The organism is Stenotrophomonas sp. CFBP8980 (assembly GCF_034046095.1).
Classification (GTDB): Bacteria; Pseudomonadota; Gammaproteobacteria; order Xanthomonadales; family Xanthomonadaceae; genus Stenotrophomonas; species Stenotrophomonas lacuserhaii.
This window is the reverse complement of record NZ_JAXCXF010000001.1, coordinates 1,125,408-1,152,166: the sequence shown is the minus strand read 5'-3', so window position 1 is coordinate 1,152,166 and position 26,759 is coordinate 1,125,408. Positions and strand designations below refer to the sequence as shown.

At 66.3% G+C, this 26,759-nt stretch carries 24 protein-coding genes and 1 pseudogene; 15 read left to right on the top strand and 10 right to left on the bottom strand.

The features are described from left to right. The first annotated feature begins 55 nt into the window (after positions 1-55). Positions 56-2,821 carry a TonB-dependent receptor gene (locus tag SOM47_RS05095; RefSeq protein WP_320504931.1) on the top strand — a complete coding sequence of 922 codons (2,766 nt, stop codon included), beginning with the start codon at positions 56-58 and terminating at the stop codon, positions 2,819-2,821. Positions 2,822-2,921: 100 nt separating this feature from the next. On the opposite strand, the gene SOM47_RS05090 is transcribed toward SOM47_RS05095, so the two are convergent. Beyond that, entirely contained in the window at positions 2,922-3,224 is a 303-nt protein-coding gene (locus SOM47_RS05090; protein WP_320504930.1) for a hypothetical protein, read from the bottom strand. 153 nt (positions 3,225-3,377) lie between these two features. Continuing rightward, positions 3,378-4,994 (bottom strand): alpha-glucosidase family protein, encoded by a 1,617-nt coding sequence (locus tag SOM47_RS05085; protein WP_320504929.1) that lies wholly within the window; start codon positions 4,992-4,994, stop codon positions 3,378-3,380. Between the two features lie 227 nt (positions 4,995-5,221). On the opposite strand from SOM47_RS05085, the gene SOM47_RS05080 reads away from it, so the two are divergent. Continuing rightward, a complete protein-coding gene (locus tag SOM47_RS05080; protein WP_042612709.1) occupies positions 5,222-6,220 on the top strand; it encodes a polyprenyl synthetase family protein in 999 nt (332 codons plus the stop codon). 84 nt (positions 6,221-6,304) lie between these two features. Here SOM47_RS05080 and murD read toward each other — a convergent pair whose 3' ends face one another. The 3 genes from murD to SOM47_RS05065 all read right to left on the bottom strand — a co-directional run bounded on the left by murD (position 6,305) and on the right by SOM47_RS05065 (position 11,737). Further along, the gene (murD, locus tag SOM47_RS05075) at positions 6,305-7,711 is read right to left on the bottom strand and encodes a UDP-N-acetylmuramoyl-L-alanine--D-glutamate ligase (RefSeq protein WP_320504928.1); all 1,407 of its coding nucleotides are present in this window, start codon (positions 7,709-7,711) and stop codon (positions 6,305-6,307) included. Beyond that, positions 7,692-9,044 (bottom strand): UDP-N-acetyl-alpha-D-muramoyl-L-alanyl-L-glutamate epimerase, encoded by a 1,353-nt coding sequence (murL, locus tag SOM47_RS05070; RefSeq protein WP_042612711.1) that lies wholly within the window; start codon positions 9,042-9,044, stop codon positions 7,692-7,694. The genes murD and murL overlap by 20 nt, the downstream gene beginning before the upstream one ends. A 98-nt stretch (positions 9,045-9,142) precedes the next feature. Next, positions 9,143-11,737, bottom strand: a complete 2,595-nt coding sequence (locus tag SOM47_RS05065; protein ID WP_042612712.1) for a bifunctional aspartate kinase/diaminopimelate decarboxylase — start codon at positions 11,735-11,737, stop codon at positions 9,143-9,145. A gap of 75 nt (positions 11,738-11,812) precedes the next feature. Between SOM47_RS05065 and SOM47_RS05060 the strand changes: the two genes are divergently transcribed. Further along, positions 11,813-12,685 (top strand): PhzF family protein, encoded by an 873-nt coding sequence (locus SOM47_RS05060; RefSeq protein ID WP_042612713.1) that lies wholly within the window; start codon positions 11,813-11,815, stop codon positions 12,683-12,685. 29 nt (positions 12,686-12,714) lie between these two features. Further along, positions 12,715-13,590: a PhzF family protein gene (locus tag SOM47_RS05055; RefSeq protein WP_042612714.1), complete on the top strand. Its 876-nt coding sequence runs from the start codon at positions 12,715-12,717 to the stop codon at positions 13,588-13,590. Positions 13,591-13,635: 45 nt separating this feature from the next. Here SOM47_RS05055 and SOM47_RS05050 read toward each other — a convergent pair whose 3' ends face one another. Next, on the bottom strand, positions 13,636-14,067 hold the full coding sequence (locus SOM47_RS05050) for an OsmC family protein (protein ID WP_042612715.1): 432 nt from the start codon (positions 14,065-14,067) through the stop codon (positions 13,636-13,638). A gap of 350 nt (positions 14,068-14,417) precedes the next feature. On the opposite strand from SOM47_RS05050, the gene SOM47_RS05045 reads away from it, so the two are divergent. The 4 genes from SOM47_RS05045 to SOM47_RS05030 all read left to right on the top strand — a co-directional run bounded on the left by SOM47_RS05045 (position 14,418) and on the right by SOM47_RS05030 (position 16,878). Beyond that, positions 14,418-14,816, top strand: a complete 399-nt coding sequence (locus SOM47_RS05045) for an HU family DNA-binding protein (protein WP_042612716.1) — start codon at positions 14,418-14,420, stop codon at positions 14,814-14,816. 265 nt (positions 14,817-15,081) lie between these two features. Then, the gene (locus SOM47_RS05040) at positions 15,082-15,390 is read left to right on the top strand and encodes a DUF3861 family protein (protein WP_042612717.1); all 309 of its coding nucleotides are present in this window, start codon (positions 15,082-15,084) and stop codon (positions 15,388-15,390) included. Positions 15,391-15,676: 286 nt separating this feature from the next. Beyond that, positions 15,677-16,204, top strand: coding sequence for a hypothetical protein (locus SOM47_RS05035; RefSeq protein ID WP_042615239.1), 528 nt, complete (start codon positions 15,677-15,679; stop codon positions 16,202-16,204). 77 nt (positions 16,205-16,281) lie between these two features. Continuing rightward, a complete protein-coding gene (locus SOM47_RS05030) occupies positions 16,282-16,878 on the top strand; it encodes a YceB family lipoprotein (RefSeq protein WP_042615238.1) in 597 nt (198 codons plus the stop codon). Between the two features lie 64 nt (positions 16,879-16,942). Here SOM47_RS05030 and SOM47_RS05025 read toward each other — a convergent pair whose 3' ends face one another. Both SOM47_RS05025 and SOM47_RS05020 read right to left on the bottom strand, forming a co-directional pair. Further along, the gene (locus SOM47_RS05025) at positions 16,943-17,485 is read right to left on the bottom strand and encodes a type 1 glutamine amidotransferase domain-containing protein (RefSeq protein WP_042615237.1); all 543 of its coding nucleotides are present in this window, start codon (positions 17,483-17,485) and stop codon (positions 16,943-16,945) included. A gap of 87 nt (positions 17,486-17,572) precedes the next feature. Continuing rightward, on the bottom strand, positions 17,573-18,040 hold the full coding sequence (locus SOM47_RS05020; protein ID WP_320504927.1) for an SET domain-containing protein: 468 nt from the start codon (positions 18,038-18,040) through the stop codon (positions 17,573-17,575). Positions 18,041-18,235: 195 nt separating this feature from the next. Here SOM47_RS05020 and SOM47_RS05015 point away from each other — a divergent pair, with 195 nt between their 5' ends. The 5 genes from SOM47_RS05015 to SOM47_RS04995 all read left to right on the top strand — a co-directional run bounded on the left by SOM47_RS05015 (position 18,236) and on the right by SOM47_RS04995 (position 23,544). Beyond that, the gene (locus tag SOM47_RS05015; RefSeq protein WP_042615235.1) at positions 18,236-18,691 is read left to right on the top strand and encodes an SUF system Fe-S cluster assembly regulator; all 456 of its coding nucleotides are present in this window, start codon (positions 18,236-18,238) and stop codon (positions 18,689-18,691) included. Positions 18,692-18,706: 15 nt separating this feature from the next. Then, on the top strand, positions 18,707-20,182 hold the full coding sequence (sufB, locus tag SOM47_RS05010; protein WP_042615234.1) for a Fe-S cluster assembly protein SufB: 1,476 nt from the start codon (positions 18,707-18,709) through the stop codon (positions 20,180-20,182). Positions 20,183-20,264: 82 nt separating this feature from the next. Continuing rightward, positions 20,265-21,029, top strand: coding sequence for a Fe-S cluster assembly ATPase SufC (gene sufC / locus SOM47_RS05005; RefSeq protein ID WP_192083080.1), 765 nt, complete (start codon positions 20,265-20,267; stop codon positions 21,027-21,029). Continuing rightward, on the top strand, positions 21,029-22,291 hold the full coding sequence (gene sufD, locus SOM47_RS05000) for a Fe-S cluster assembly protein SufD (protein ID WP_320504926.1): 1,263 nt from the start codon (positions 21,029-21,031) through the stop codon (positions 22,289-22,291). Before sufC ends, sufD begins: the two co-directional genes overlap by 1 nt. Beyond that, positions 22,288-23,544: a cysteine desulfurase gene (locus tag SOM47_RS04995; protein ID WP_320504925.1), complete on the top strand. Its 1,257-nt coding sequence runs from the start codon at positions 22,288-22,290 to the stop codon at positions 23,542-23,544. The genes sufD and SOM47_RS04995 overlap by 4 nt, the downstream gene beginning before the upstream one ends. A gap of 348 nt (positions 23,545-23,892) precedes the next feature. Here the strand turns inward: SOM47_RS04995 and SOM47_RS04990 are convergent. After that, positions 23,893-24,246: pseudogene (locus SOM47_RS04990) on the bottom strand (transposase); the annotation flags it as partial. 188 nt (positions 24,247-24,434) lie between these two features. On the opposite strand from SOM47_RS04990, the gene SOM47_RS04985 reads away from it, so the two are divergent. Continuing rightward, the gene (locus SOM47_RS04985) at positions 24,435-24,974 is read left to right on the top strand and encodes a GNAT family N-acetyltransferase (protein ID WP_320504924.1); all 540 of its coding nucleotides are present in this window, start codon (positions 24,435-24,437) and stop codon (positions 24,972-24,974) included. Beyond that, positions 24,971-25,303, top strand: coding sequence for a non-heme iron oxygenase ferredoxin subunit (locus SOM47_RS04980; protein WP_042615118.1), 333 nt, complete (start codon positions 24,971-24,973; stop codon positions 25,301-25,303). The genes SOM47_RS04985 and SOM47_RS04980 overlap by 4 nt, the downstream gene beginning before the upstream one ends. On the opposite strand, the gene SOM47_RS04975 is transcribed toward SOM47_RS04980, so the two are convergent. Beyond that, a complete protein-coding gene (locus SOM47_RS04975; protein ID WP_320504923.1) occupies positions 25,300-26,298 on the bottom strand; it encodes a hypothetical protein in 999 nt (332 codons plus the stop codon). The genes SOM47_RS04980 and SOM47_RS04975 overlap by 4 nt on opposite strands. Positions 26,299-26,759: the final 461 nt, after the last annotated feature.

Below are 26,759 nucleotides of genomic sequence, written 5' to 3'. Positions count from 1 at the left end.
CGGCAGTGCCGGCGCGGACCACAACTAGATTCGGCAACATTGCCTGGGAGGGGAAATGTCGAACCACAAGCGCAACGCGCTGTCATTGGCGCTGGCCGTCGCACTGTCACCGGTACTCGCATTTGCGCAGTCCACCACGTCCACCACCGCCACCGGCCAGACCGGTTCTGCGGCGACCAACCTGGATGCGGTGCAGGTCACCGGCATCCGCCGCGGCATCGAGAACGCCATCGCGGTGAAGCAGGACGCCACCTCGGTGGTGGAAGTCATTTCCGCTGAAGACATCGGCAAACTGCCCGACGTCAGCATCGCCGAATCGCTCGCGCGCCTGCCCGGCCTGGCCGCACAGCGCGTGGCCGGCCGCGCCCAGGTGATCAGCGTGCGCGGCCTGTCGCCGGACTTCGCCACCACCCTGCTCAATGGCCGCGAAGTGGTCAGCACCGGTGACAACCGCAGCGTCGAGTTCGACCAGTATCCGTCCGAACTGGTCAACGGCGTGACCGTGTACAAGACTCCTGACGCGGCCCTGGTCGGCCAGGGCTTGTCGGGCACCATCGACATGCAGACCGCCCGTCCGCTGAGCTTCCCGGACCGCGTGATCGCGGTCAGCGGCCGCTACCAGAAGAGTTCGCTCGGCGAAGCCGCTGGCGTGGACGAGTTCGGCAACCGCTTCAGCGCCAGCTACATCGACCAGTTCCTGGACAAGACGCTGGGCATTGCCATTGGTTACGCGCACAGCGACAACCCGATCCAGGAAAACCAGGTCGGTCTGTACGAGCCGTGGACCACCGAACACACCGACAACGGCAACCGGCCGGGGCTAGCCCCGGGCGTTGCCTTCAGCGATGGCATCAAGGCGCTGCGCCGCACCGGCAACAACAAGCGCGACGGCGTGATGGCCACCGTGCAGTTCCGGCCGTCCAACAGCTGGACCAGTACGCTCGATGCCTTCCACACTGAAGCCGAACAGATCGACACCGCCAACCAGTTCGAGGTCAACCTCAGCAACTTCAACGGTGGCTACACGCCGGGCCTGCTGATCAGCAATCCGCAGGTGAATGCCGATGGCACCTTCGCCGGTGGCACCGCCAGCGGCGTCTATCCGCTGGTGCGCGGCATGTACAACAAGCGCGAAGACAAGATCGATGCGTTCGGCTGGAACAACGAGTTCACCTTCGGCAACGGCGTCAAGCTGGTGGCCGACGTGAACTACTCCAAGGCCACCCGCGATGAGCTGAACCTGGAAAACAACCTGCAGCTGACCCCGATGCCGCAGCTGGATACCATCGGCCTGGTGGTCAACCCGAACGGTTTTTCGCAGATCACTCCGGGGCTGGACTACTCCAATCCCGATGCGCTGTTCCTGACCAACACCATCTACGGATCCGGCTACGGCAAGGTACCCACGGTGGAAGACCGCCTGAAGGGTGCACGCGTGGCACTCACCCTGCCGGCGCCGGAAGGCCTTTCCTCGGTGTTCGCCGACTTCGACATCGGCGTCAACTACGCCGACCGCCAGAAGGACAAAACCCAGGCCGAGGGCAACATCCTGCTCGGTGCACAGGGCGATGCGAATATCGCCGCTGACCTGCAGCGTGACCGCGTCAACCTGGGCTTCGCCGGCATCGGCTACATCCCGGCCTGGAACGTGCCGGCCGCCGTCGAGCGCTACATGGAGTTCAACCCGGTCACCGATCTGGACTACCTGATTCCCAAGTCGTGGACGGTGCAGGAGAAGATCACCACCGCGTGGCTGCGCGCCAACATCAACACCGACATCGGCGTGGTCGGCGTACGCGGCAATATCGGCGTGCAGATGCAGCACGCCGACCAGAGCTCGCAGTCCAACTACTTCGACCGCTCGCGTCCGGACGGCCAGAACGTGCTGCCGATCGACGCCGGCAAGACCTACAACGACTGGCTGCCGAGCTTGAACCTGGCCTTCATGTTCCCGCACCAGCAGACCCTGCGCTTCGCCGCGGCCAAGCAGGTGGCGCGCCCACGCGTGGACCAGATGCGTGCCGGCCTGGAGTTTGGCGTGGACACCGCCACCGGCCGCCCCGGCGGCAGCGGCGGCAACCCGCTGCTGGATCCATGGCGTGCCACCGCGCTCGACCTGTCCTATGAAAAGTACTTCGGTGAACGCGCCTATGTGGCGGCCGCGGTGTTCTACAAGGACCTGAAGAGCTACGTGTACACCCAGTCGGTCGACGACTACGACTTCTCCGACCTGCTGGCCAGCTACGTGCCGCCGCCGGGCATGGTGGCACCGGTGCTGCAGACCGGAACGTTCTCTTCGCCGCAGAACGGCAAGGGCGGCACCCTGCGCGGCCTGGAACTGACCGCTTCGCTGCCGCTGGACATGTTCACCGATGCCCTGCGTGGTTTCGGCGTGCAGGCCAGCGCGACCTTCAACGACAGCGACATCGAGATCCTGGATCCGGAAAGCGCCTCCAGCGTGGGCAGCGATCCGATCGCGCTGCCCGGCCTGTCCGACCGCGTGTACAACTTCACCGCCTACTTCGAGCGCAATGGGTTTGAAGCACGCGTGAGCCAGCGCCGTCGTTCGGACTTCATCGGTGAGATCGGCAACTTCAACGGCAACCGCACGCTGCGTTACGTGGTGGGCGAGAACGTGACCGACGCGCAGGTGAGCTACACCTTCAGCGACAGCAGCGCCATGGCCGGCCTGACCCTGCTGCTGCAGGGCACCAACCTGACCAACGAGCCGTACCGCACCTATGCCGGGACGACGGATCGTCCGCTGGAATACGTGGAATGGGGCCGCACCTACATGCTGGGGCTGAACTACAAGTTCTGACCCTGCCTCCGCGGGACTGAACGGAATGGCGCCCTCATGGGGCGCCATTTTCGTTTCCGGCGTGTGGCAAACATCCGTCGTGCCCGGTTCACCGGGTCGCTCAGCCAGGGCAGCCAGCTACCAGCTTGCCATCCTTGTTGCAGACCCTGTAAACACGGTCTCCCTTGAATACGCCGAACGTTTCGTTGAAGCTCCCGTTGTCGCGCCTGCAGCTTGCCCACAAGTTGCAATGGTTGACGTTGGCTTCAGCCTTGTGCAGCGTGCAGGTTGCGGCGGCGGGGGATCGGCTGAAGGCATCGGCGCACGCTGCATCCTGGTCCGGCCCCCTTTGCGTGGCGGTCGTGTCGAAGGCTGCACCGAGCAGCGCACACATCACCAGGACTGTCGCGGGATGGATTTTCATGTCGGTTCCGTTCTGTGGCAGGAGCTTGGAATTTGCCTTGCCTGTCTGACGCTGTCGTTCAGGACAGTTCGCTTCCCGCCTCGGAATTCGACCAAAAAAAGGGGCGCAGCTCCTCGGCCGCGCCCCTTCAACTACCACCAACGGAGATAACAGTCAGTCGATGCGACGTGCGCAGTACACCGCGTGCGCGGGAAGCACCATGTCGACGCCATCGATCGCGCCCGCATCCGGACCCGGCACCTCCACCGCCCGCCATGCCCCGGCGGGCAGCGGGTGGCGTACCGGCTGGGAGGACAGATTGAAGGCCAGCAGCAACCGTTCTTCGCTCAGCGTGCGTTCGAACAGCAGCACCGGCTCGGCACTGTCCAGGAACTGGATGGCACCGTGCATCAGCACCGGCTGCGTGCGTCGCCAGGCCAGGAAGCGGCGGAAAGCAGACAGCACGGAATCCGGCTCGGCTTCCTGCACGGCGACTGCGCGCGACTGATGGTCGGCCGGGATCGGCAACCACGGCGTGCCTGTGGTGAAACCGGCCAGCGGGGCATCGCGCCACGGCAACGGGGTGCGGCAGCCGTCGCGGCCCTTGAAGTTCGGCCAGAAGGTGATGCCGTAGGGGTCCTGCAGCGCCTCGAACGGGACATCCGCCTCGCCCAGGCCGAGCTCCTCGCCCTGGTACAGGCAGATGGAGCCGCGCAGCGAACAGAGCATCGCCACCAGCATCCGTGCCAGGCGTGGATCGGCCGGATGCCCGCCCCAGCGGGTCACCGCGCGCTCCACGTCATGGTTGGAGATGGCCCAGCACGGCCAGCCCTCGGTCATCGCCGCTTCCAGCCGCGATACCGTATCGCGGATATAGGCCGCGCTGTAGTCATCCACCAGCAGCTCGAAGCTGTACCCCATGTGCAGGCGCTTGGCGGTGGTGTATTCGGCGGTGGTGGCCAGTGAATCCTCCGAGGAGATTTCACCCAGGCTGACCGCCCCCGGATACTGGTCGAGCAGCGCACGCAGTTCCTCCAGGAACGGCAGGTTCTCCGGCTGGGTATTGTTGAAATAGTGGTACTGGTAGGCGTACGGATTGTCCGGACTGAAACCACGCCCGACGCGCTTGTCCGCCGGCTTCGGCGGATTGTCACGCAGCTGGCGGTCATGGAAGCAGAAATTGATCGCATCCAGTCGGAATCCATCCACCCCGCGATCCAGCCAGAACCGCACGTTGTCCAGCGTGGCTTTCTGCACCGCCGGATTATGGAAATTCAGGTCCGGCTGGTCGGCCAGGAAGTTGTGCAGGAAGTACTGCTCGCGCCGCGGCTCCCACTGCCACGCCACGCCACCGAACAGTGACATCCAGTTGTTCGGCGCGGTGCCGTCCTCGCGCGGGTCGGCCCACACATACCAGTCCGCCTTCGGATTGGTGCGGTCCTGGCGGCTCTCGCGGAACCAGTCGTGCTCGATCGAGGTATGGCTCAGCACCTGGTCGATCATCACCTTCAGGCCCAGCGCATGCGCCTTGGCCAGCAGCCGGTCGAAATCGTCCAGGGTGCCGAACAGCGGATCCACGTCGCGGTAATCGGCGATGTCATAGCCGAAGTCGGCCATCGGCGATTTGAAGAACGGCGAGATCCAGATCGCGTCCACGCCGAGCGCGGCGATGTAGTCCAGGCGGTCGATGATGCCGGGCAGGTCGCCGACTCCATCGCCGTTGGCATCGAGGAAACTGCGCGGGTAGATCTGGTAGATGACGGCGCCGCGCCACCATGGCGTATTGGACATCAGGCCCCCCTCCGGGCTCTGTTGGCCCCTGCGGAAACACGGGCCGGAATGCAGCGATGGAAGCTTAGCCTCGGGCCCTGCGGCGTGGAGCTGCCTGCATACGTATTCACGGCGACCGGTGCCTTCAACGGTCCATCGGGCGGCCACCAGCGCCCTGTCCGGGCCCGGATGCGCCCGAATTCACGGCCAGCGCCTATAATCGGCGGCGAGCCTTGAAGCCAGACCGCATGACCATCATCGAAGACACCCGTGCCGCCCTGGGCCTGCCCCAGATCCAGACGCTTGCCGCCGACGACATGGCGGCCGTCGATGCCCTGATCCGGCGCCGGCTTGCTTCGGACGTGGTGCTGATCAACCAGATCGCCGACCACATCATTTCCGCCGGCGGCAAGCGCCTGCGTCCGATGCTGGTGATGCTGGCCGGCCGCGCGGTCGGTGGCGCCGGCCCGGAACACCACCAGCTGGCGGCGATCATCGAGTTCATCCACACCTCCACGCTGCTGCATGATGACGTGGTGGACGAATCCAGCCTGCGCCGTGGTCGCAGCACCGCCAACGCACTGTGGGGCAACGCGCCCAGCGTGCTGGTGGGTGATTTCCTGTATTCGCGCAGCTTCCAGTTGATGGTGGAACTTGATCGGATGCCGGTCATGCGGATCCTGGCCGACACCACCAACCGCATCGCCGAAGGCGAAGTGCTGCAGTTGCTGCACGTGCATAACCCCGATACCGACGAAGCCGCCTACCTGCGCGTGATCGAGCGCAAGACCGCGGTGCTGTTCGCCGCCGGCACCCGCTTGGGCGCGCTGGCCAGCGGGGTGGACGAGGCCACCCAGCAGGCGTTGTACGACTACGGCATGGCGCTGGGTTATGCGTTCCAGATCGCCGATGACGTGCTGGATTACTCGGCCAACGCCGAAGAACTGGGCAAGAACCTGGGCGATGACCTGGCCGAAGGCAAGGCCACCCTGCCGCTCATCCACGCCATGGCCCATTCGGACGAGGCAACCCGCCAGCGCCTGCGCAGCATCGTGCAGGACGGTGACGCCAGCGCGATGCCCGAGGTGCTGGCGGCGATCCACGCCACCGGCGGGCTGGCCTACAGCCGCAACCGCGCCGAGGAATACGCCGCAGCTGCCGAGCGTGCACTGGACGGCCTGGCCGACAACGATGCGGTAGCCGCCCTGCGCGGCCTGGCCCGCTACGCCGTCAGCCGCAGCCACTGACGTTCAAAAAAGGGGACGGAGGGGATTAAGTCGCAATTGGCCGCCTTGTGGCCAATTGCGACTTAATCCCCTCCGTCCCCTTTTTTACAGGCCGATGCCAGGGATGGCGCTGATCAGGTCCGGGTCGAAACCGGCCAGCTCGGCGAAGTGACGGCCACGTGCAACGTAATCGCGGTACACGCCATAGCTGGGTGCGCCGGGTGACAGCAGCACCACCCCGCCCGCATTGCCGAGCGCAGCGCGTGCCAGGGCCATCGCCTCGGCAAGGTCCTGCGCGGCGTGCAGGCCGAAGCGGCCGGCGTCGGCCAGCGGTTGCAGCAACGCGTTGATGCGCGGCCCGTTGGCGCCCATGGTGATGATCTCCAGCGGCGGCTGGTCGTGTGCCATGTGCTGGACGAAGTCACTCCAGTCCAGCCCGCGGTCGTGCCCGCCCACCAGCAGCGCGATGCGTTGCCCGGCAAAACAGTCCAGCGCGGCCAGGCTGGCGTGCGGGGTGGTGCTGATCGAATCGTTGATGTAGACCACGCCCTCGCGCGCACCGATGCGCTGCAGCCGGTTGGGCAGCGGCCGGAACGACTGCACCGCCGGCGCCAGCGCCACCGCGTCCAGCCCCAGCGCCTCGATGGCCGCCAGCACCGCGCACAGGTTGCCGCGGTTGTGCCGCCCCGGCAGCGGCGTATAGCGGCTGTCGAACACCGGCTGTCCGCCGCGGTGCACGATGTCGCCGCGCATGTGCCAGCCGCTCGGCTGGTTGAACCAGATGATCTCGCTGTCCGGCAGGGACAACGCAGCAAGGCGCGGATCGGCCGCGTTGAGCACCGCGATGCGCGGCGCGCCTTCGGTGACCAGCGCCAGCTTGTCCTGGAGGTAGCGCTGTTCGCTGCCATGCCAGTCCAGGTGTTCCGGAAAGAGGTTCAGCACCACCGCGACCTGCGGGTGCGCCCCGCTGCGGGCGACCTCGCGAGTCTGGTAACTGGACAGCTCCACTGCCCAGAAAGCCGGTGCCGGCTGCGGATCCAGCACCTCCAGCAGCGGCAGCCCGATATTGCCCACCAGCCCGGTGCGATGCCCCGCAGCGCGCAGCAGGTGCGCCAACAACGAAGTGGTCGTGCTCTTGCCCTTGGTGCCGGTGACGCAGATCGTGTTGCGCACCGTGCCATCGTCCGACGCATGTTCGGCGAACCACAGCGCGGTGCCGCCGATGAACTGCGTGCCCTGCGCCAGCGCTGCCTGTGCCACCGGCAGGTACGGGCTGATGCCGGGCGATTTGATCACCACGTCGAAGCCGGCCAGCAGCTCCGCGCTGGGTTCGCCACGCACATCCAGCGTGCCGCCCGCCTCCGCCCGCGCCGCATCCACTTCGGCGGCCGGGCAGAACAGGGTCAGCGGCAGCGCCGGCAATCGCGCGCGCAGCACGGCATGCGCCGCACGTCCCTCACGGCCCCAGCCCCACAAGGCGACCCGCCTTCCCTCAAGCTGCGAAATCTTCACGCACCCGCTCCCACAACCCGGCCGGGATGCGATGCTCGCCCTGCAGTTCCAGCATCGGCTCCAGCGCCAGCTCGGCCGCATCCAGCTGCGGCAGGATCTCGTTGCAGAAACGCTTCACCAGCGCGTCTTCCTTCCAGTCCGGACGGGTGGCCAGGGTAGCCATCGCCGCACGCGACTCCTTGCCCTCGCCCACGCATTCGAACGGCTTGTGGTCCTGGAATTCCAGCAGGGCATCGAAGCCGCCGGCCTGGTCCAGGTCATCCAGCAGGTTGCGGCCGAAGATGCGTACCAGCCGGGCCTTGGACATGAACGGTGCGAGCGCCAGGAACACGAAGTGGCACTTCGGGCACACACCACACCAGCGGTTCACCGGGCGCTCGCCCAGGATGTGGAAATTGCGGTTGCAGCTGGAAAAATGCGCGTCGTAGAAATCGGTCTTGGCGAACTGCCGCGCCACGGCCAGCTCGGACATCGGCCGTAGCAGCGAGTAGTACTGCAGGTCGGCAGCGACGTAGCGCTGCACGTGGTTGCCGAAGGCCTGCTCGAATGCCCAGCCCTTGGACCACTGATGGTTGACCTCGCCGGTGCCCGGGATCTGGCTGCCATAGCTGGCCGAACGTTCATTGGAAAACACCACCTGGTCCACGCCCTGCAGCAGCGCGGCCAGCACCATGATGGCCGAGTTCACCGCAGTCACCGGGATGTGCCCGTTCCAGGCACCCTGGCGGTTGAGCTCGAACAGTTCCGGTGCCAGCGCGCGGCCGAGGTTGAGGGTCGGCAGGCCGGTACGTTCGGCGCAGGCGCGGATCAACTGTGAGCCGCCGATCCAGGTGACCGTCTCGTCCACGCCGGCACGGCGCAGCGCTTCGATGCTGACCAGCGAATCCTTGCCGCCGCCGATGGCCACCAGCGCATGGGACTGCAGGCCCAACGTCGGCGCCGGTGAGACCGCGCCGGCCACCGGCAGGCGGAAGCGCCCGCGCAGGTTCAGGCCGTTGCGGTAGGCGAACTCGCCCAGACCGTGCAGGTAGATGCTTTCCACCAGCCCGGCGGTTTCCGCGTCGATCGCGTAGCCCTCGATGGCCACCGTATCCGGCACGCCCGCCTTGTAGTAACTCACGCCGGCGATCAGGTGCAGCAGCTGCAGCGCGCGTTGCACGGCCGCGGCGCGTTCCGGCGACAGAGTGAACGGGGCGCCGGGCACGGTGATGGTTTCCACCATCTCCGGGCCGTGGTCGAAGGCGTAAACCAGGCGCGCCACGCCGGTGTCTGCAGCGAAATCGCAGCGGACGAAGCGGAAGCAGGCAACCTGGTGTTTATCGAAAGCAGTCATGGGGTATCCGGATCAGGCACGTTTGCGTGCAGGCACGCAGGCGGCGTTGGCAGTCGGGTGATGCAAGGCGCTGTGTGCCAGCGCGGAGAAAGCGGACCTCATTCCAGGATGTCCTCGCGCGGCATCGCCCGCTGGTTGTAGGTACTGGCCATCACGTAGCCGTAGGCACCGGCATCTGCCACCACCATCACATCGTCCGGCGCGGTGGACGCCGGCAGCTTGCGGCGCTTGCCGAACACATCGCTGGACTCGCAGATCGGCCCCACCACGTCGAAGGCGGCTTCGGCGTAGCCGCCCTGCCGGCTCAGGTTTTCGATGTCATGCCAGGCGTCGTACAGCGCCGGACGGATCAGCGTGTTCATGCCGGCATCCAGGCCGACACGGCGCACGCCTTCCTTCTCCACCACCTGGGTGCAGCGGGTCAGCAGCACGCCCGATTCGGCCACAAGATAACGGCCCGGTTCGATCGCCAGGCGGAACGCCGGATGCACCGCCTTGACCTCGGCCAAGCCTTCGGCCCACGCCTCCAGATCGAACGGTTCGTCTTCCTCGGTGTAGGGGATCGGCATGCCGCCGCCGATGTCGATGGTCTGCACGGTGCCGATGCGGCGGGCGAAACCGGCCAGTTCATCGCACATCAGGCGCCAGTGCTGCGCGGTTTCCACGCCGCTGCCCAGGTGAGCGTGCAAGCCGACGATGGTGGTGCCCAGCTCGGTGGCCACGCGCACGAACTCATCCACGCGTGCCATCGGCAGGCCGAACTTGGATTCCTTGCCGCCAGTGCGCACCTTGGCGTGGTGGCCTTCGCCACGACCCAGGTCCACGCGCAGCCACAGTTCACGGTTGCGGAACAGGTCCGGCCAGCGCTGCAGGGCTTCCACGTTGTCCACGGTAACGGTGACGCCGAGCGCGAACGCCGCTTCGAATTCCTCGCGCGGGCAGAAGCTGGGGGTGAACAGCACGCGCCGGGGCGACAGTCCCGGCAGCACGTTGAACACATGCTTCAGCTCACCGTGGGATACGCACTCCAGGCCGAAGCCTTCCGCTTCCAGCGTCTCCAGGATGGCCGGATGGCTGTTGGCCTTGATCGCGTAGTAGCGCTGGTCGATCGGGGTGATCGCGGCCAGTGCGCGGGCGCGGGCGCGCACCGTCGGCAGATGGTAGACATAGCGCGGTGTACCGGCTTCGGCCAGCTGCAGCAGGTGCGCACGATGGCCCCGCCACCAGGGCGTGCCGCGCGGGCGCACGGTGCCGGCGATTTCGCGCCAGCGCGGACCGAACACCGCGGTTTCTTCCACCGGCATCGCACCGCTGTCGATCAGCTCGGCGTGCAGGATCGGCAGCAGGCCGTCGGCGTCGGCCTCATCGATGACGAAGGTCAGGTTGAGGTCGTTGGACGACTGCGAAATCATGTGCACGCGCTCGCGCCCGAACGTCGCCCAGACATCGGACAGCTTGTGCAGCAGCGAGCGCATGCCGCGGCCGACCAGGGTGATCGCCGCGCAGGGCACGATGATCTTGACCTTGCAGATCTGCGACAGGTCCGCCGACAGCGCTGACAACACATCGGTATTGACCAGGTTTTCCGACGGATCCAGCGACACCGTCACGTTGGTTTCGGCCGAACCGATCAGGTCCACTGACAGCCCATGCTTCTTGAACAGGCCGAACACATCGGCCAGGAAGCCGACCTGCTGCCACATGCCGATGCCCTCCATCGACACCAGCACGATGCCGTTGCGGCGGCTGATCGCCTTCACCCCCGGCACCGGCGCGGCGCTGCCGTCGATGCTGGTACCCGGCAGTTCAGGGCGCTCGGTATCCAGGATGGCCATCGGCACGCCGGCATCGCGGCACGGCTTGATCGAGCGCGGATGCAGTACCTTGGCGCCGGTGGTGGCGATTTCCTGCGCTTCGTAATAGTCCAGCCGGGTGAGCAGGCGGGCGTCGGGAACATCCTTCGGATTGGCGCTGAACATGCCGGGGACGTCGGTCCAGATCTCCACGCGGCTGGCGCCGAGCAGCGCACCGAAGTACGCCGCCGAGGTGTCCGAACCGCCCCGGCCCAGGATCGCGGTGCCGCCGTCGGCGTGGCGCGCGATGAAGCCCTGGGTGATCAGCAGGCGGGTCGGCTGCGCGCGGAAGCGCTGCGCCCACGCGTCATCGGATTTCCACTGGCAGTTCACCGAAAGGCGCTGCGACCACGGGCTCTGGTTGGGCAGCGGGGGCAGCGCATCCAGCCACTGCCGCGCATCCATCCAGCCCATGTCCAGGCCGTTCTGGTGCAGGTAGGCGGCACCGATGCTGGACGACAGCAGCTCGCCCTGGCCCAGCACTTCGGCCTGCCAGTCCAGCGTGCGCGCAGCGCAGCGCGCATCATCCAGCAGCGCCTGCAGCGCCGCCAGGCGCTCGGCCAGCACCGACGGCGGCAGCTCCAGTTCGTCCAGGAAGGCCTGGTGGCGTTCGACCAGCGCGGCCACGCGCTCACGGCTGTCGGCCGCGCCATCGGCGATGGCGGTCAGTTCGTTGGTCACCCCGGACAGCGCCGAGACCACCACCAGCACGCGCGAGCCGGTCTCTTCCGCACGTTTTTTCGCCAGTTTCCCGATCGTGTCCCAGCGATGGCGACGCGACACCGAAGTGCCGCCGAACTTGAGGACGATCCAGCGATCGACAGGGGAAGAAACTGGCATGTAAGTATTCTGGTTATGGTGGGGAGGCCGCCCGCAAGGAGCGGAACCCCCGATTCTAAGCCCAAGACGCCGCCCATGACCGCTCACCGCTACCTTCAGCTTGATGTCTTCGCCCCCCGCCCCGGCACCGGCAACCCGCTGGGGGTGGTGTTCGACGCCGACGCTCTGTCCCCCGGGGCCATGCAGGCCCTCGCCGCTTGGCTGAACCTGTCCGAGACGGTGTTTTTCGTGGCCCCCACCGCGCCGGGTGCGGATTACCACATCCGCATCTTCACCCCGACCAGCGAGCTGCCCTTCGCCGGCCATCCCAGCGTGGGTGCGGCCTGGGCGGCGGTGACCGGCGGCCTGGCGGTTCCTCGCAATGGCGCGCTGCTGCAGCAGTGCGCGGCCGGCCTGCTGCCGGTGCGGGTGGAGGGGCCGCACACGGCGCCGACCATCCACCTGGCCAGCCCCACCGCCCGCCGCTGCGAGGTGGACCCCGGCGCGCTGCCGGCCAGCCTGCACGCCCTGGGCGGACCGGCGCAGACTGCGGAACTGTGGGACAACGGCCCGCGCTGGTGGCTGCTGGCTGCGCGCGATGCCGCTGCCGTGCGTGGCCTGCGGCCGGACATGGGCGAGCTGCGCGACTGGACCAACGCCACCGAGGCCACCGGCGTGGCGATCTACGCGCCGGAGCACGCTGACGGCCACGACCTGGTGGTGCGCGCGTTCTGTCCTGGCGATGCCGTGAACGTGCCTGAAGACCCGGTGACCGGCAGCGCCAATGCACTGATTGCCAGCGTACTGGCCCAACGCCACCAGCTGCCCGGCCGCGATGGCCACTGCATCGCCAGCCAGGGCCGCGAGGTTGGCCGCGACGGCCGCGTGCACCTGTACGTGGACGACGCCGGGGTGGCCTGGATCGGTGGGCAGGTGCAGCCGGTCATCGATGGCACGGTGCACTGGTAAGCTGCGCCACCCCGTTACGGAGCCCGCCGATGACCACCCGCCGTTTCCTGCAGCTGGACGTATTTTCGCCTTCGCCGGGTGCCGGCAATCCGCTTGCCGTGGTGCTGGATGCCGAGGGCCTGGACGACGCGAGCATGCAGGCCATCGCCCGCTGGACCCGGCTGCCGGAGACCACCTTCGTGTTTCCACCGCAGGATGCAGCGAGCAGTTATCGCCTGCGGATGTTCAGCCCGCAGAAGGAAGTCCCGTTCGCCGGCCACCCCAGCATCGGCACCGCGCATGCAGTGCTGGAAGCGGCACTGGCCGTGCCGGTCGACGGGCTGCTGGTGCAGGACGGGATCGCCGGGATGCTGCCGCTGCGCGTGGAAGGCGATGGCCTGCAACGCACGATCGCCATCCGTACTCCGCGCGCTTCGGTCGCCGAGGTCGTCGAGCCCACTGATCCGCGACTGACCAGCGTCCTGCAGGGGTGGCCACTGGGCACCCTCCCGCCCGCCCGCATGCAGGGCGGGCGCAGCTGGTGGGTGGTCGAGCTGACGGACGAGACAACGCTGCGCGCGCTGCAGCCCGACTGGAACGCGGTTGCGGCACTGGCGGAGTCCACTGACAGCATGGGCGTGTTCGCCTATGCGCGCTGCAGCGATCAGCCCTGGGATCTGGCCGTGCGTGCCTTCGTCGGTAACGGCAGGCGCTTCGAGGACGCCGCCTCCGGTGCGGCCAACGCGGTGCTGGCGGCATGGCTGGACGAGCGCGGAGGACTTCCCGGCGGACGTCGTGACTATGTGGTCAGCCAAGGCCGCGAGGTCGGCCACGATGCGCGCCTGCACCTGCATGTGGATGCACAAGGCGAAGTGTGGTCCGGTGGCCAGGTACAGACCGTCATCCGCGGCATGATCGATTGGTAGGCGGAAACAGGACGGCCAGCGGCCGTCCCTACCGCGTCCGCTACGTCAGAGCAGGGTGGCTTCCAGTGTCACCGGTACCGCGCTGAGTGCCTTGGACACCGGGCAGTTCTGCTTGGCGTCATCGGCGATGGCGCGGAACTTCTCCGCCTCGATTCCCGGCACCTTGGCCTTGACCTTCAGCGTGATCTGCGAAAGCTGCGGGCCGCCTTCCATCGACAGGTCCACCTGCGCCTCGGTGTCCAACGCCTCCGGCGGGAAGCCGGCTTCGGTCAGCTTGGCCGACAGCGCCATGGTGAAGCAGCCGGCGTGCGCGGCGGCGATCAGTTCTTCCGGGTTGGTGCCCTTCTCATCCCCGAAGCGGCTGCTGAAGGCGTAGCGGGTGTTGTCCAGCAGGCCGCTCTGCGGCGTGCTCAACTGTCCCTTGCCGGTCTTCAGGTCACCTTCCCAGTGCGCGGTGGCGCGGCGTGAAATACCCATTGTGCAGCTCCTTCGGTTGAGTTCGGGACTTACCGTACGCAGGCCCGCGTTAGCGTCGCGTCGCTCTGCTGCGACGCGATGGCGCTGGTCGTCCCGACGAACGGCCGGCCTCCGGTCGCGCATTCCCCGGCGCGGGCGGAAAAGCGGATTTTTCCCTTCCAATTCCACGGCTTCAGTACGACGGGCGTGGCTGAGCTGGCCGCCACGCCTCCGACAAAGGTCGAGTGGGAGCGAAAAAAGCAGGCTTTTCCGCGTATAACCTATTGGCGGGGCGGTGTAGTTGCCCTACATTGCGTTTGCCGACGGGGTCGGCATGACCAAACAACCAACCGTTCACGGAACAGGAAACCATGGCAAAGACCGCTAAGAAGGCTGCCCCGAAGAAGGCAGTAAAGAAAGTCGCTACCAAGGCAGCCGCCAAGCCGGCCGCGCCGAAGCCGATCAAGGACGTGCTGACCAAGTCCGGCTTGGTTGCCCACATCGCTGAAGCGTCCGGCGTGGTCGCCAAGGACGTGCGTGCGGTGCTGGCCTCGCTGGAAACCGCCGTTGCCTCTTCGGTACACAAGAAGGGCGCGGGCAGCTTCACCCTGCCGGGCCTGCTGAAGATCACCACCGTCAGCGTTGCCGCCAAGCCGAAGCGCAAGGGCATCAACCCCTTCACCAAGGAAGAGCAGTGGTTCGCCGCCAAGCCGGCTACCACCAAGCTCAAGGTGCGCCCGCTGAAGAAGCTCAAGGACGCCGCGCTCTGATCGCGTAGGCATACCGGGTTTTGATCGCGAACGGGACGGCTCATTGCCGTCCCGTTCCTTTTCCAGGGTTTGTGCGCGGGCCGCAACACAGTGTGCCGTTGCCCGCCGATTCCGCGCAGCCGGACGTCAGGCGCTGCCCTGCAACGCGCCGCAGCCGGTTGCAGCGAACCACCTGCGGGACAATGGAACACTGCGTGCAGCCGGCCCGGTCGTAGTCCCTGCGTGGCGGCCCTATGGTGGATACATCCCCCAATGGACGCCCGCCATGGCCAGCCCTTCCACCCGCTACCGCCTCACCGTCACGCCGATCGAAAAAGACGGCTTGCCGTGCAGCGGCCGCTGCACCATCGAAGTGGAGCATCGCGCACAGCGTGACTGGATGCGCCTGCTCGAAGCTGCTCCGCGGCTGGCTGGCTTCAGTGGCGACGAGCGTGCGGCGGTGTTGATCGCCGCGCAGATCCTGCGCGACGTCGTGCAGCGCCACGCCGACGAACCCAACCATCCGCTGGCCGCCCACGCGGTGAAGCTCGACACGGCGCTGGACGCCTTGGACAGCCTGCACGGCGCTGCGTGAGGTGTTCCGGCAACGGCAACTGCAACGTCAGAAGCTCCAGGACAGCTTGTTGGCGGGGCGGGGTGGGTTGGCGGGGGACGGCAACAACCGCATCCTGCGGGCCTCGTTTCACGCCATCCATGGCGCTCAACGCCCCCGCCAACCCACCCCGCCCCACCTCCGACAGGTCCATGGTGGCCATCTGGTAGCGCCGACCCATGGTCGGCGGCGTTTGGGAGGGGGCCTGATGGTGTCCACCTCCATGCCTTGGCTACACTCACTGCTTCCGTCCTGACGAGTGCGCCTGATGCGCGTTGCCTGCTGGCTGTTGCCGATGCTGATGCTGCTGGGTGCGTGCCAGCGCGCGCCGGATGTCCCGCCCGCAGCAGATGTTGCGGCGGCCAAGCCACCTGCAGCCGCCCCAACGCGTGTGGCCAATTCCACTCTCGATGGCGCCGACGCGCTGCCGCTGCTGGCGGCAGTCACCGCAGACGCGCCGGATCCGGGTGCAGTGGTGCGCACCTATGCCGTCCACCTGCTGCGCCGCGAGTTCGACAAGGCCGATGCCAACTGGATGATCGCCCCGCCGCCGGGCCGTGCCGACGATGCCGCACTGCGCGGACTGCGCGAGGTGCGCGATCTGAAGATCAACACCGATGCGCCCGTGCCGCGTGACCGGCAGCAGCCGACCCATCTCATCGAAGTGCCTGTGCGGATACGCGTCACTACCCCCAGCACCACGCTGCGCTACAAGGGCTGGTACCGGCTGGTACCCAATCCGCAGCGCAGTGCCTGGCTGATCCAGTCAGCCAACCTGCAGCCGGTGCTGGACTGACCTGCCCACCGCCATGCACGCGCGGTTCAGTGCAACCGGCTATCTTCTGCATGTCCTTACTTCAGATGGTCACGACCATGCGTCTTCGTCCGTTCTTCACCCGATTGGGCACCGCTACGGTACTGGTGGCCGCCGCCATTGGCGCACAGGCCGCCCCCTCCATCGAGGGTCGCCAGCTGTCGGTGGGTGCCGGCGACGTGCAGCAGTACCTGGAGGGCAGCTTCCCACGCACCCAGGATGCACTGGGCGGATTGATCGCCCTGACCATGAGCCACCCGCAGCTGACCCTGCCGGCTGGCGAACGTCTCAACCTGGGGATGGATATCGCCCTGGCGACCGCCGGTGGCGCGCCGGCGAAGCTGGGCACGGTGAAGCTGAGCAGTGGCCTGCGCTACGACCAGCAGACCCAGGGCTTCCACCTGCAGCAGCCAACGATGGAAGACTTCGTGCCGGCGCAGCAGGGAGCACGCCTGGATTCGCGCACCAAGTCGTTGCTCAATGCATGGCTGGGCGATTACGCGCAGCGCGAGCCAATCTACCGCATCGACCCGGCCGTTGCGGGCCTGCTGGGCACCTTGCAGGTGCAGTCGGCGCAGGTGAAGAACGGCCGCCTGCAGGTCACCTTCAACCAGGATCTCGGCACGATGGTGCCGGCCGGGTTGTTGGGCAATTGATGCGGGCGGGTTTCCGCCTGCGGTTGGGGTGACGCCGAGCATGGCTCGGCGCTACCCGTGAGCGTCAGGCTTCGAGGGCCTTTGCCAGTGCTTCGCTGAAGGCCGGGATGTCGTCGGGCTTGCGACTGGTGATGAGGGTGCCGTCAACCACCGCTTCCTCATCGCGCCACTGCGCACCGGCGTTTTCAAGATCCCGGCGCACCGACGGCCAGGACGTTACCTGCCGGCCCTTGGCCAGGCCCGTATCGATCAACAGCCACGGGCCGTGGCAGATCGCCGCGACCGGCTTGCCGGCCTTGCCGAAGGCTTCGATGAAGGCCAGCGCCGATGCATCGATGCGCAGGGTATCGGGGTTCATCTGCCCGCCGGGCAGCAACAGCGCATCGAAATCATCCGGGTTGGCGTCCGCCAGCGGCTGGTCGACGGTTACTTCGTCGCCCCAGTCTTTCTCCTTCCAGCCCTTGATGCTGCCTTCCTTCGCCGGGGAGACCACACGGGTGGTCGCGCCCCAGCCTTCGAGCAGTTTCTTCGGATCTGTCAGTTCGGATTGCTCGAAACCGTGGGTGGCAAGGATGGCGATCTTCTTGCCTTCAAGACGCTGTGCCATGGGAATGCTCCGATTGGTAAAGGAGCCCCCAGCATCACCGCCGGCCCATGTTCCGGCGGTGATACCGATGTGGACAGCGCGTGCAACTCAGCGCTTGGGCTGCAGCATGGTACCGCTGCATTTCTTCGAACCGCAGCGGCACTCCCACACCTTCTTCAGACGCGCGGTGTGGCGCTCGGCCAGGGTGATGCCGTAGTTGTAGACCAGCTCTTCGCCGGGCGCGATATCGCGCAGGGTTTCAATGAACACCTTGTCCTCGCGCGGGTTGCCGTCCTCGTTTTCTTCGATCAGCGCCTCGCAGTTGGGCTCGCAGCTGTGGTTCATCCAGCGCGCTTCGTTGCCCTTGTAATTGGCATCGATCACGTAGTCGTCGTTCAGCGTGAACAGGAAGGTGTGGCCACTTTCCACGTCGCCGCTGTCATCGGCGTCGACGTCGGCGTGGCTGCGCAGCAGGCCCTTGTACTGGATCACCCGCTCACCCTTCTTCAGGGGTGCGACGGCGAACACGCCGTTGCCGTGGATGGCGGATTTGCGGGCTTTGATCTTCTTCGGCATGGGCGCAGGGGCGTTCTGGAAAGAGGAGCGTTGATTCTCCCTTAATCTTCGTGATTGCCAAAATCATGGCCAGACCGCACCATTGCGCCGCCGCCGGGGTAGCACGGGCCCCACAGCGCCAAAACGTCCGGCTTGGACGCGGGCGCATAAAAGCGTACAATTTCGGTCCGCTTTGCAATCCAGCTGCAGACCCCCATGCTCCGCGTCACCAAGCTCACCGATTACGCCACCGTGGTACTGACCGTGCTCGCCGCTCGTCCGGCCGAGGTGCTCAGTGCGACCGAGCTGGCCGAGTTCACCGGCCTGGAACCGCCCACCGTCAGCAAGGTGCTCAAGCCGCTGGCCCAGGCCGGCCTGGTCGAAGGCCTGCGCGGCGTCCGCGGCGGCTACCGGCTGACCCGCGCGCCCGGCGAGATCTCGCTGTTCGAGGTGGTCGAGGCCATGGAAGGTCCGCTGGCGCTGACCGAATGCAGCCACGACAATCACCAGTGCAACATGGCGCCCAAGTGCGGCGCACGCAGCAGCTGGCGGCTGATCAACGACGTGGTGTCCGAGGCACTGCGTGCGGTCACCCTCGCCCAGATCCTCTCCCCCCTTCCCCTTGTTGACGACTCCCAGCGCCGCGCCATTGCGGCCGCTGTCGTCTCCTGATCCACAGGCAGCCCCATGGCCACCGACATCATCGATACCGTCGTCACCGACGACACCCCCAACCGCGAGATCCACGAGCAGCTTGGCCGCAAGTATTCGGCCGGCTTCATCACGGACATCGAATCGGACTCCCTGCCGCCGGGCCTGGACGAGGACACCATCCGCGCCCTGTCGGCGAAGAAGGACGAGCCCGAGTGGATGACCGAGTGGCGCCTGCAGGCGTACCGCCATTTCCTGACCATGGCGATGCCGGACTGGGCCAAGCTCAAGATCGCGCCGATCGACCTGCAGGGCCTGAGCTACTACTCCGCGCCGAAGGGCCCGAAGTACGCCTCGCTGGACGACGTGCCCAAGGAACTGCTGGATACCTACGACAAGCTGGGCGTGCCGCTGCACGAGCGCGCCAAGCTGGCCGGCGTGGCCGTGGATGCGGTGTTCGATTCGGTGTCCGTCGGCACCACCTTCCGCAAGGAACTGGCCGAAAAGGGCGTGATTTTCTGCTCCATGTCCGAAGCCATCAAGGAGCACCCGGAACTGGTCAAGCAGTACCTGGGCACCGTGGTGCCGGTAGGCGACAACTACTTCGCCGCGCTCAATTCGGCGGTGTTCTCCGATGGCAGCTTCGTGTTCATCCCCAAGGGCGTGCGCTGCCCGATGGAACTGAGCACGTATTTCCGCATCAACGCCGGCCATACCGGGCAGTTCGAACGCACGCTGATCATCTGCGAAGACAAGGCGTACGTGTCCTACCTGGAAGGCTGCACCGCGCCGATGCGCGATGAGAACCAGCTGCATGCGGCGGTAGTGGAACTGGTCACGCTGGAAGATGCGGAGATCAAGTATTCCACGGTGCAGAACTGGTACCCGGGCGATGAGAACGGCGTCGGTGGCATCTACAACTTCGTCACCAAGCGGGCCGAATGCCGTGGCGCACGCAGCAAGGTCACCTGGACCCAGGTGGAGACCGGTTCGGCGATCACCTGGAAGTACCCGTCCTGCGTGCTGCTGGGCGATGACTCGGTGGGCGAGTTCCATTCGGTGGCACTGACCCATCACCGCCAGCAGGCCGACACCGGCACCAAGATGATCCACGTCGGCAAGCGCACCAAGAGCAAGATCATCAGCAAGGGCATCAGCGCCGGCCGCGGCCAGAACACCTACCGTGGCCTGGTGAAGATCGAGCGCGGCGCCGAAGGCGCGCGCAACTACACCCAGTGCGATTCGCTGCTGATCGGCAAGAAGTGCGGTGCGCACACCTTCCCCTACATCGAGGTCAAGAACCCCGGGGCGACGGTCGAACACGAGGCCACCACCTCGAAGATCTCCGACGACCAGCTGTTCTACTGCCGCGCACGCGGCATCAGCCAGGAAGACGCGGTGTCGTTGATCGTGGACGGCTTCTGCAAGCAGGTCTTCCGCGAACTGCCGATGGAATTCGCGGTGGAAGCCAAGAAGCTGCTCGACGTCTCGCTGGAAGGCTCGGTGGGCTGACGCCCGCCCTGCCCCCGCGTACTGCATTCGAACCAAAACATCATTGGCGGGCCCCGGGCCCGCACCACGGAACCCCCCCACCATGCTGAAGATCGACAACCTCCACGCACGCATCGGCGACAAGGAAATCCTCAAGGGCCTGTCGCTGGACGTGAAGCCCGGCCAGGTGCACGCCATCATGGGCCCCAACGGTGCCGGCAAGTCCACGCTGGGCAACGTGCTGTCCGGCCGTGAAGGCTACGACGTGAGCGAAGGCAGCGTGCAGTTCGAAGACGCCGACCTGCTGCAGTTGTCGCCGGAAGAACGCGCGGCCGCCGGCCTGTTCCTGGCCTTCCAGTACCCGGTGGAAATCCCCGGCGTCAACAACACCTATTTCCTGCGTGCCGCGCTGAACGCCCAGCGCCGGGCGCGCGGCCAGGAGGAACTGGATTCGATGCAGTTCCTGAAGCTGGTGCGGCAGAAGCTGGCCGTGCTGCACCTGAAGGACGAACTGCTGCATCGTGGCGTCAACGAAGGGTTCTCCGGCGGTGAGAAGAAGCGCAACGAGATCTTCCAGCTGGCCGTGCTGGAACCCAAGCTGGCGATCCTGGACGAGACCGATTCCGGCCTGGACATCGATGCGCTGAAGAGCGTCGCCGACGGCGTCAACGCACTGCGCAGCCCGGAACGCTCGTTCCTGGTCATCACCCATTACCAGCGCCTGCTGGACTACATCAAGCCGGATTTCGTGCACGTGCTGGCCGACGGCCGCATCGTGCAGTCCGGTGGACCGGAGCTGGCGCTGCAGCTGGAAGAGCATGGTTATGACTTCCTGAAAAACCGCGTGGTGCCGGAGGCAGCGGTCTGATGAGCGCATTGCTGGATTCATTGGCCGCCACGTTCTGCGGCAGCGACACGCGCCGCGACGTGCTGGACGCCGCGCTGCGCGACGGCCTGCCGGGCCCACGCAGCGAAGCGTGGAAGTACACCTCGCTGCGCCAACTGGAACGTCGCAGCTTCGCCGCCGCTCCGCTGGCCCCGCCGGCGCTGGATGTCGCCCTTCTCGATGACATTCCCGCCCCGCGCCTGGTGTTCGTCAACGGTCGCCTGCACGATGGCCTGAGCGACACCCACGGCCTGCCGGCCGGCGTGCAGCTGGAACCGCTGTCGGCCGCGTTGGCCGCCGACGAAGCAGGCGCGCGCGTGCTGGCCCGCCGCTATGAGCGCAGCGATGAGATCTTCGCCCGCCTCAACGCCGCACTGGCCGATGAAGGCGTGGTGCTGCGCGTGGACGAAGGCGTGCAGGTGGACGTGCCGCTGCAGCTGGTCTTCGCCAGCGTGGCCACCGGCAGCGACCTGGCCTGGCACCATCGATCGCTGATCGAGCTCCGTGCCGGGGCCAGCCTGGGCATCGTCGAACACCACCTGCAGGCCGGCGATGGCGCCCACCTTGACAACAGCGTGGTGCATGTCCACCTTGCCCGCGAGGCCGTGCTCAAGCACGCCCGCCTGCAGGCCGGCAGCACCCGCCAGACCAGCTTCCTGCGCACCGATGCGGTGCTGGCACGCGATGCGCAGTACCACCGCGTGGACCTGGAACTGGGCGCCGCGCTGAGCCGCCATGAGCTCAACGTACGGCTGGAAGGCGACAACGCACAGCTGACCGCCAATGGCGTGCTGCTGGGCACCGGCCGCCGCCACGTGGACACTCGCCTGGGCATCGAGCACATCGCGCGTGACACCCGCTGCGAGCTGCTGTGGCGCGGCGTGGCCGCCAACCGCAGCCGCGTGGTCTTCCACGGTGGCATCCACATCCGCGAAGGGGCCGACGGCACCGACGCCAACCTGTCCAACAAGAACCTGCTGCTGTCGGCCGACGCCGAGATCGATACCCAGCCAACGCTGGTGATCGACGCCGAAGAGGTCAAGGCCGCGCACGGCGCCACCGTCGGCCAGCTCGATGCCAATGCGCTGTTCTACCTGCGTTCGCGCGGGTTGCCGCAGGAGCAGGCACAAGCCCTGTTGAGCGCGGCGTTCTGCCACGAGCCGCTGAAGATCCTCCCGGACGCGTTGCGCGAGCAGCTGGGTCGCCGGCTGGACCGCGCCCTGTCCGAGGCAGGCGTGGCATGAACCTGTCCACGCCGCGCCCGCAGGCCGAAACCGGCGCCGCCCCGGACTGGGACCGCGTGCGGCAGGACTTCCCGCTGCTGATGCGCGAGGTGCACGGCAAGCCGCTGGTCTACTTCGACAACGCCAACACCGGCCAGAAGCCGGTGCAGGTGATCGGTGCGGTGGATGAGTTCTACCGCCGCTACAACGCCAATGTCAGCCGTGCGGTGCATGCACTCGGCACCGAAGCCACCGATGCCTACGAAGGTGCACGCAACAAGCTTGCCCGCTTCCTCAACGTGCGCGCCAGCGAGCTGGTGCTGTGCAGCGGCACCACCTTCGCGCTGAACCTGGTGGCCTATTCGTGGGCGCTGCCGCGGCTGAAGGCCGGCGACGTCATCCTGGTGTCGCGCATGGAACACCACGCCAACATCGTGCCGTGGCAGCTGGTGGCCGAACGCACCGGCGCCACCGTCCGCGTGGCCGAGATCAGCCCGGATGGCTCGCTGGACCTGGACGCCCTGCGCCGCGCCATGACCACCGAGGTCAAGCTGCTGGCCGTGGCGCACGTCTCCAACGTGCTGGGCACGGTCAATCCGGTGCGCGAGATCTGCCGTGAAGCCCGCAAGCGCGGCATCGTCACCGTGGTCGACGGCTCGCAGGCGGTGCCGCACCGCAAGGTGGACGTGGCGGCGATCGGCTGTGATTTCTATGCCATCACCGGCCACAAGATGTGCGGCCCGACAGGCACCGGCGCGCTGTGGGCACGCCGCGAGCACCTGGATGCCATGCCGCCGTTCCTCGGCGGTGGCGAAATGATCAAGGAAGTCAGCTTCGACGGCACCGTGTTCAACGATGCCCCGCACAAGTTCGAAGCCGGCACGCCGAACATCGCCGGCTTCATCGGCCTGGGCGTGGCGGTGGATTACCTGGAATCGCTGGGCCTGGCCCACGTGGAAGCACGCGAGGCCGAACTGCTGGCGCATTTCACCGAAGAACTGCAGAAGATCGACGGCCTGCGCATCTTCGGCACGGCGCCGGAAAAAGCGGCCGTGGTGTCTTTCCTGATCGATGGCGCACACGCCCACGACCTGGCCACCCTGCTGGACCTGGAAGGCGTGGCGATCCGTTCGGGCCAGCATTGCGCGCATCCGCTGCTGCAGTACTACGGCGTCGCCGCGACCTGCCGCGCCTCGCTGGCGTTCTACAACACGCACGAAGAAATCGAACGCTTCGTCGTGGCCTTGAACAAGGTCCGCAGGCTGCTGGGTTGAGAAGAAGGGGTCAGAGTCAGGGGTCAGAGTCCTTTTGCTGACGGCAAAAGGACTCTGACCCCTGACTCTGACCCCTTTTTTGACCCCTTTTTTTGCTTTGGTGAGGGGCCGCTGACGCTGCAGCGAACGGCGAATTTCCCCGATCTGCCCCTCCGGCATCGTCGATTCCACGAAAGACACATACCGCTGTTGCCGCGCGCTCGCGTCTGGGCCCAAGGCGATATAGGTCGCGTGCGGTACGACTTCTCCCGCGCGCATACCCAGCGCATTGCAGGCATAGCTGGACCACCTGTAGCGCGCGGGATGATCCACCATTCCCGCCCGGACCGGATTGAGTTCGATGTACCGATAGCAGGCGAGGACGTAGGCATCATCGCCCACCAGCGACGCGTGAAACCTGCCTTCCCAAAGGGTCCCGGATCGGACATGCGCATCGTTGAAGTACCGCACGTAGCGGCGACCGAGGTGCTGCATGAGCCGTGACGCGGCACCCGCGGTCTGTGGCGTCAGCAATAGGTGCACGTGATTGGACATCAGGACATAGGCGTGTAGAACGCATCCAGTCAACGATGCCGCACGGCGCAGCATCGAAAGATACCGGAAACAATCCGCGTCGCTCCTGAAACAACACTGGCGGTCATTACCTCGCTGCACGAGGTGCAGCGGTAGTCCAGGCGCGGATACTCGGGGTCTGCGAGGCATGGCTGAAGCATCCCAGCAAGCAGCCAAGGCTGGCTATCCGGCCTGCCAGTGACATGCGTAGGATAGGGGTCAGAGTCAGGGGTCAGATTCCTTCTCTCGCCGCAAAAGGACTCTGACCCCTGACTCTGACCCCTGACTCTGACCCCATCTTTTTGCTGCAGTCCGCACGGCCTCGCTAGAATGGCGACATGACCACGCTGACCTTCCGTGCCGCCACGCCGGCCGACATTCCTGCCCTCATCGAACTTGTCACTTCGGCCTACCGCGGCGATGCCAGCCGCGCCGGGTGGACCACCGAAGCCGACATGCTGGATGGCGCACGCATCGACGCCGAAGGGCTGCAGGCCGACATCGCGCGCCAGCGCTCCACCATCCTGCTCGCCGAACGCGCTGGCCAGCTGGTGGCCTGCGCCCACGTCGCCGACGGCGGTGAGCACGGCTACTTCGGCATGTTCGCCGTGGCGCCCACCGAGCAGGGCAGTGGCCTGGGCAAGCAGGTCATTGCCGAAGCAGAGGCGCATGGCGTGCGCGAATGGGGCTTGGCCAGCATGCTGATGACCGTGATCGACATTCGCGAGGAGCTGATCGCCTTCTACGAGCGCCGTGGCTATCGCCGCACCGGCATCAAGAAGCCTTTCCCGTATGGTGACGAGCGGTTTGGCATTCCCAAGCGCGATGACCTGCAGTTCGAGATCCTGGAAAAGCACCTGCAGGAGCCGGCGCGATGAGTGCTGCCTGGACCTTCGTCTGCGCCAGCACCGACCTGCTGCCCGGCGAGATGAAAAGCGTGTTCGACGAGGTCACCGGTACGCCGATCGTAGTGTTCAACCTGGACGGCGAGCTGTATGCGCTGGAAGACCAGTGCACCCATGAAGAGTTCGAACTGTCCTCCGGTGAGTTCAATACCGCAGAGGGCAGCATCGAATGCGTCCTGCATGGTGCCCGCTTCGATGTGCGCGACGGGCGCGCCCTGTGCGCACCCGCCTACAGCCCTGCGCCGAAATTCCCGGTGAAGCGCGAGCACGACGCAGTGTGGACGCGGGACGACCGCGATTAGACACGGCCGGAGGGCAGCGGCGGCGCCATGGTGGGTGCCGTACCCGCGCAGGCGGTACCCTGCTCGTACAACCACTGGGCCAGGTAGAGATCCAGCACGGGCAGCCCTACGCACGTCATCAATGCGGGCCGCGCCAACGCGGTGCCGTGGCGGAGCGTGCGGTCGTGCAGGCTGCGTATCCTGAACAAGCCGCCTAGATCGGACAGGCGCAGGTTCTGCCGCGAGAAGTAGAGCGGCAGGCTCTGCGAGTTGCGATGGCACACGCTGGCCACGTCGTCGCAGATCACCGTGCCTCGCGCCAGCACTTCTTCGATGAAGGACACCGGCAGCTCGTCACCGCCAAGGTGCAGCACGGCTACGCCTGGGTGCAACCTGTCGACGGGTACGATGGGACTTCCGGCGTTGGTGGCGGTGATTACCAGATCGACGTGCCCCGGATCATCGTCGCCGCTACGGACATCCAGCCCGGTGCGCGCAGCTGCTGCGGCAGCGAAAGCCTGTGCGCTCGGCGGACGGCGGCTGCACACATGAATCCGGTTGACCCGGTGGGCGTGGTGAGCGTGGAGATCATCGACTACGCAATCGGCGATCGGCCCCGCGCCGTACAGGCAGATGGACAACCGCTCCCTGTGGGCGAGCAGCAGGTCGACCGCGATCGAGGCGTAAGCTCCCGTTCTTCGGGCGGACACGGCCGTGCCGTCGAACTGGGCCAGCGGGGTCATGGTCAGTTTGTCGTACAGGATCAGTTGCGACTGCGAACGCGGCAGGCCCAAGGCGTGGTTGCAGGCATTGGAGCCGACGATCTTGACCGCGCAGTACCTGGCATTCGCACTCACCAAGGCATTCAATTTCCAGTTCAGCCGCTGGTTGCCCGGACAGGATTCAGCAGCGGACCGACCCAGCAGCATCCCCAGTTCGTCATCGTGAGGCTGCAACACCACCTTGTCGCCGTAAGCGATGCCTTCGCCCATGTCGGCCATAGCACGACGGGCCAACCTGCCGATGGCGCGGGGATCCAGGACGGCAGCGCTGGCGGATTCAGGGACTGTCGAGATGTCCCCTCTGTCAAGTGGAAACTGCATGCGAATTGACCATTAAAGCCGGAATTGGCGTGGGAGAGGCTAGATGCCCTCGCCCTGCAGATTCTTTGACGGGATGCCCTGTGCTGCCGGGATGCGCCGTATCAGTACGGTGTTTCAAGGTTTTCCTGACCGGAGCCGTGACCCGATGCTCCGCTGACTGCAACGGCACATGCGAATGGTTCGCGTTACTGCTACGATTTGTAACACTGTGTAACTGGATCCACGCTGCGTGAATGCTGGCCTGCCACCACCTGCGCCCTCCTCCGCCCTTCTCGGTCAGGGGAAATGGATGGCGTGGGCGGTGTTGATGGTGCTGCTGCTTTGGCAACCCGCCAGCTCCGGCCCCTCCCCGGTGCACGCCGGTGGGCACAGGG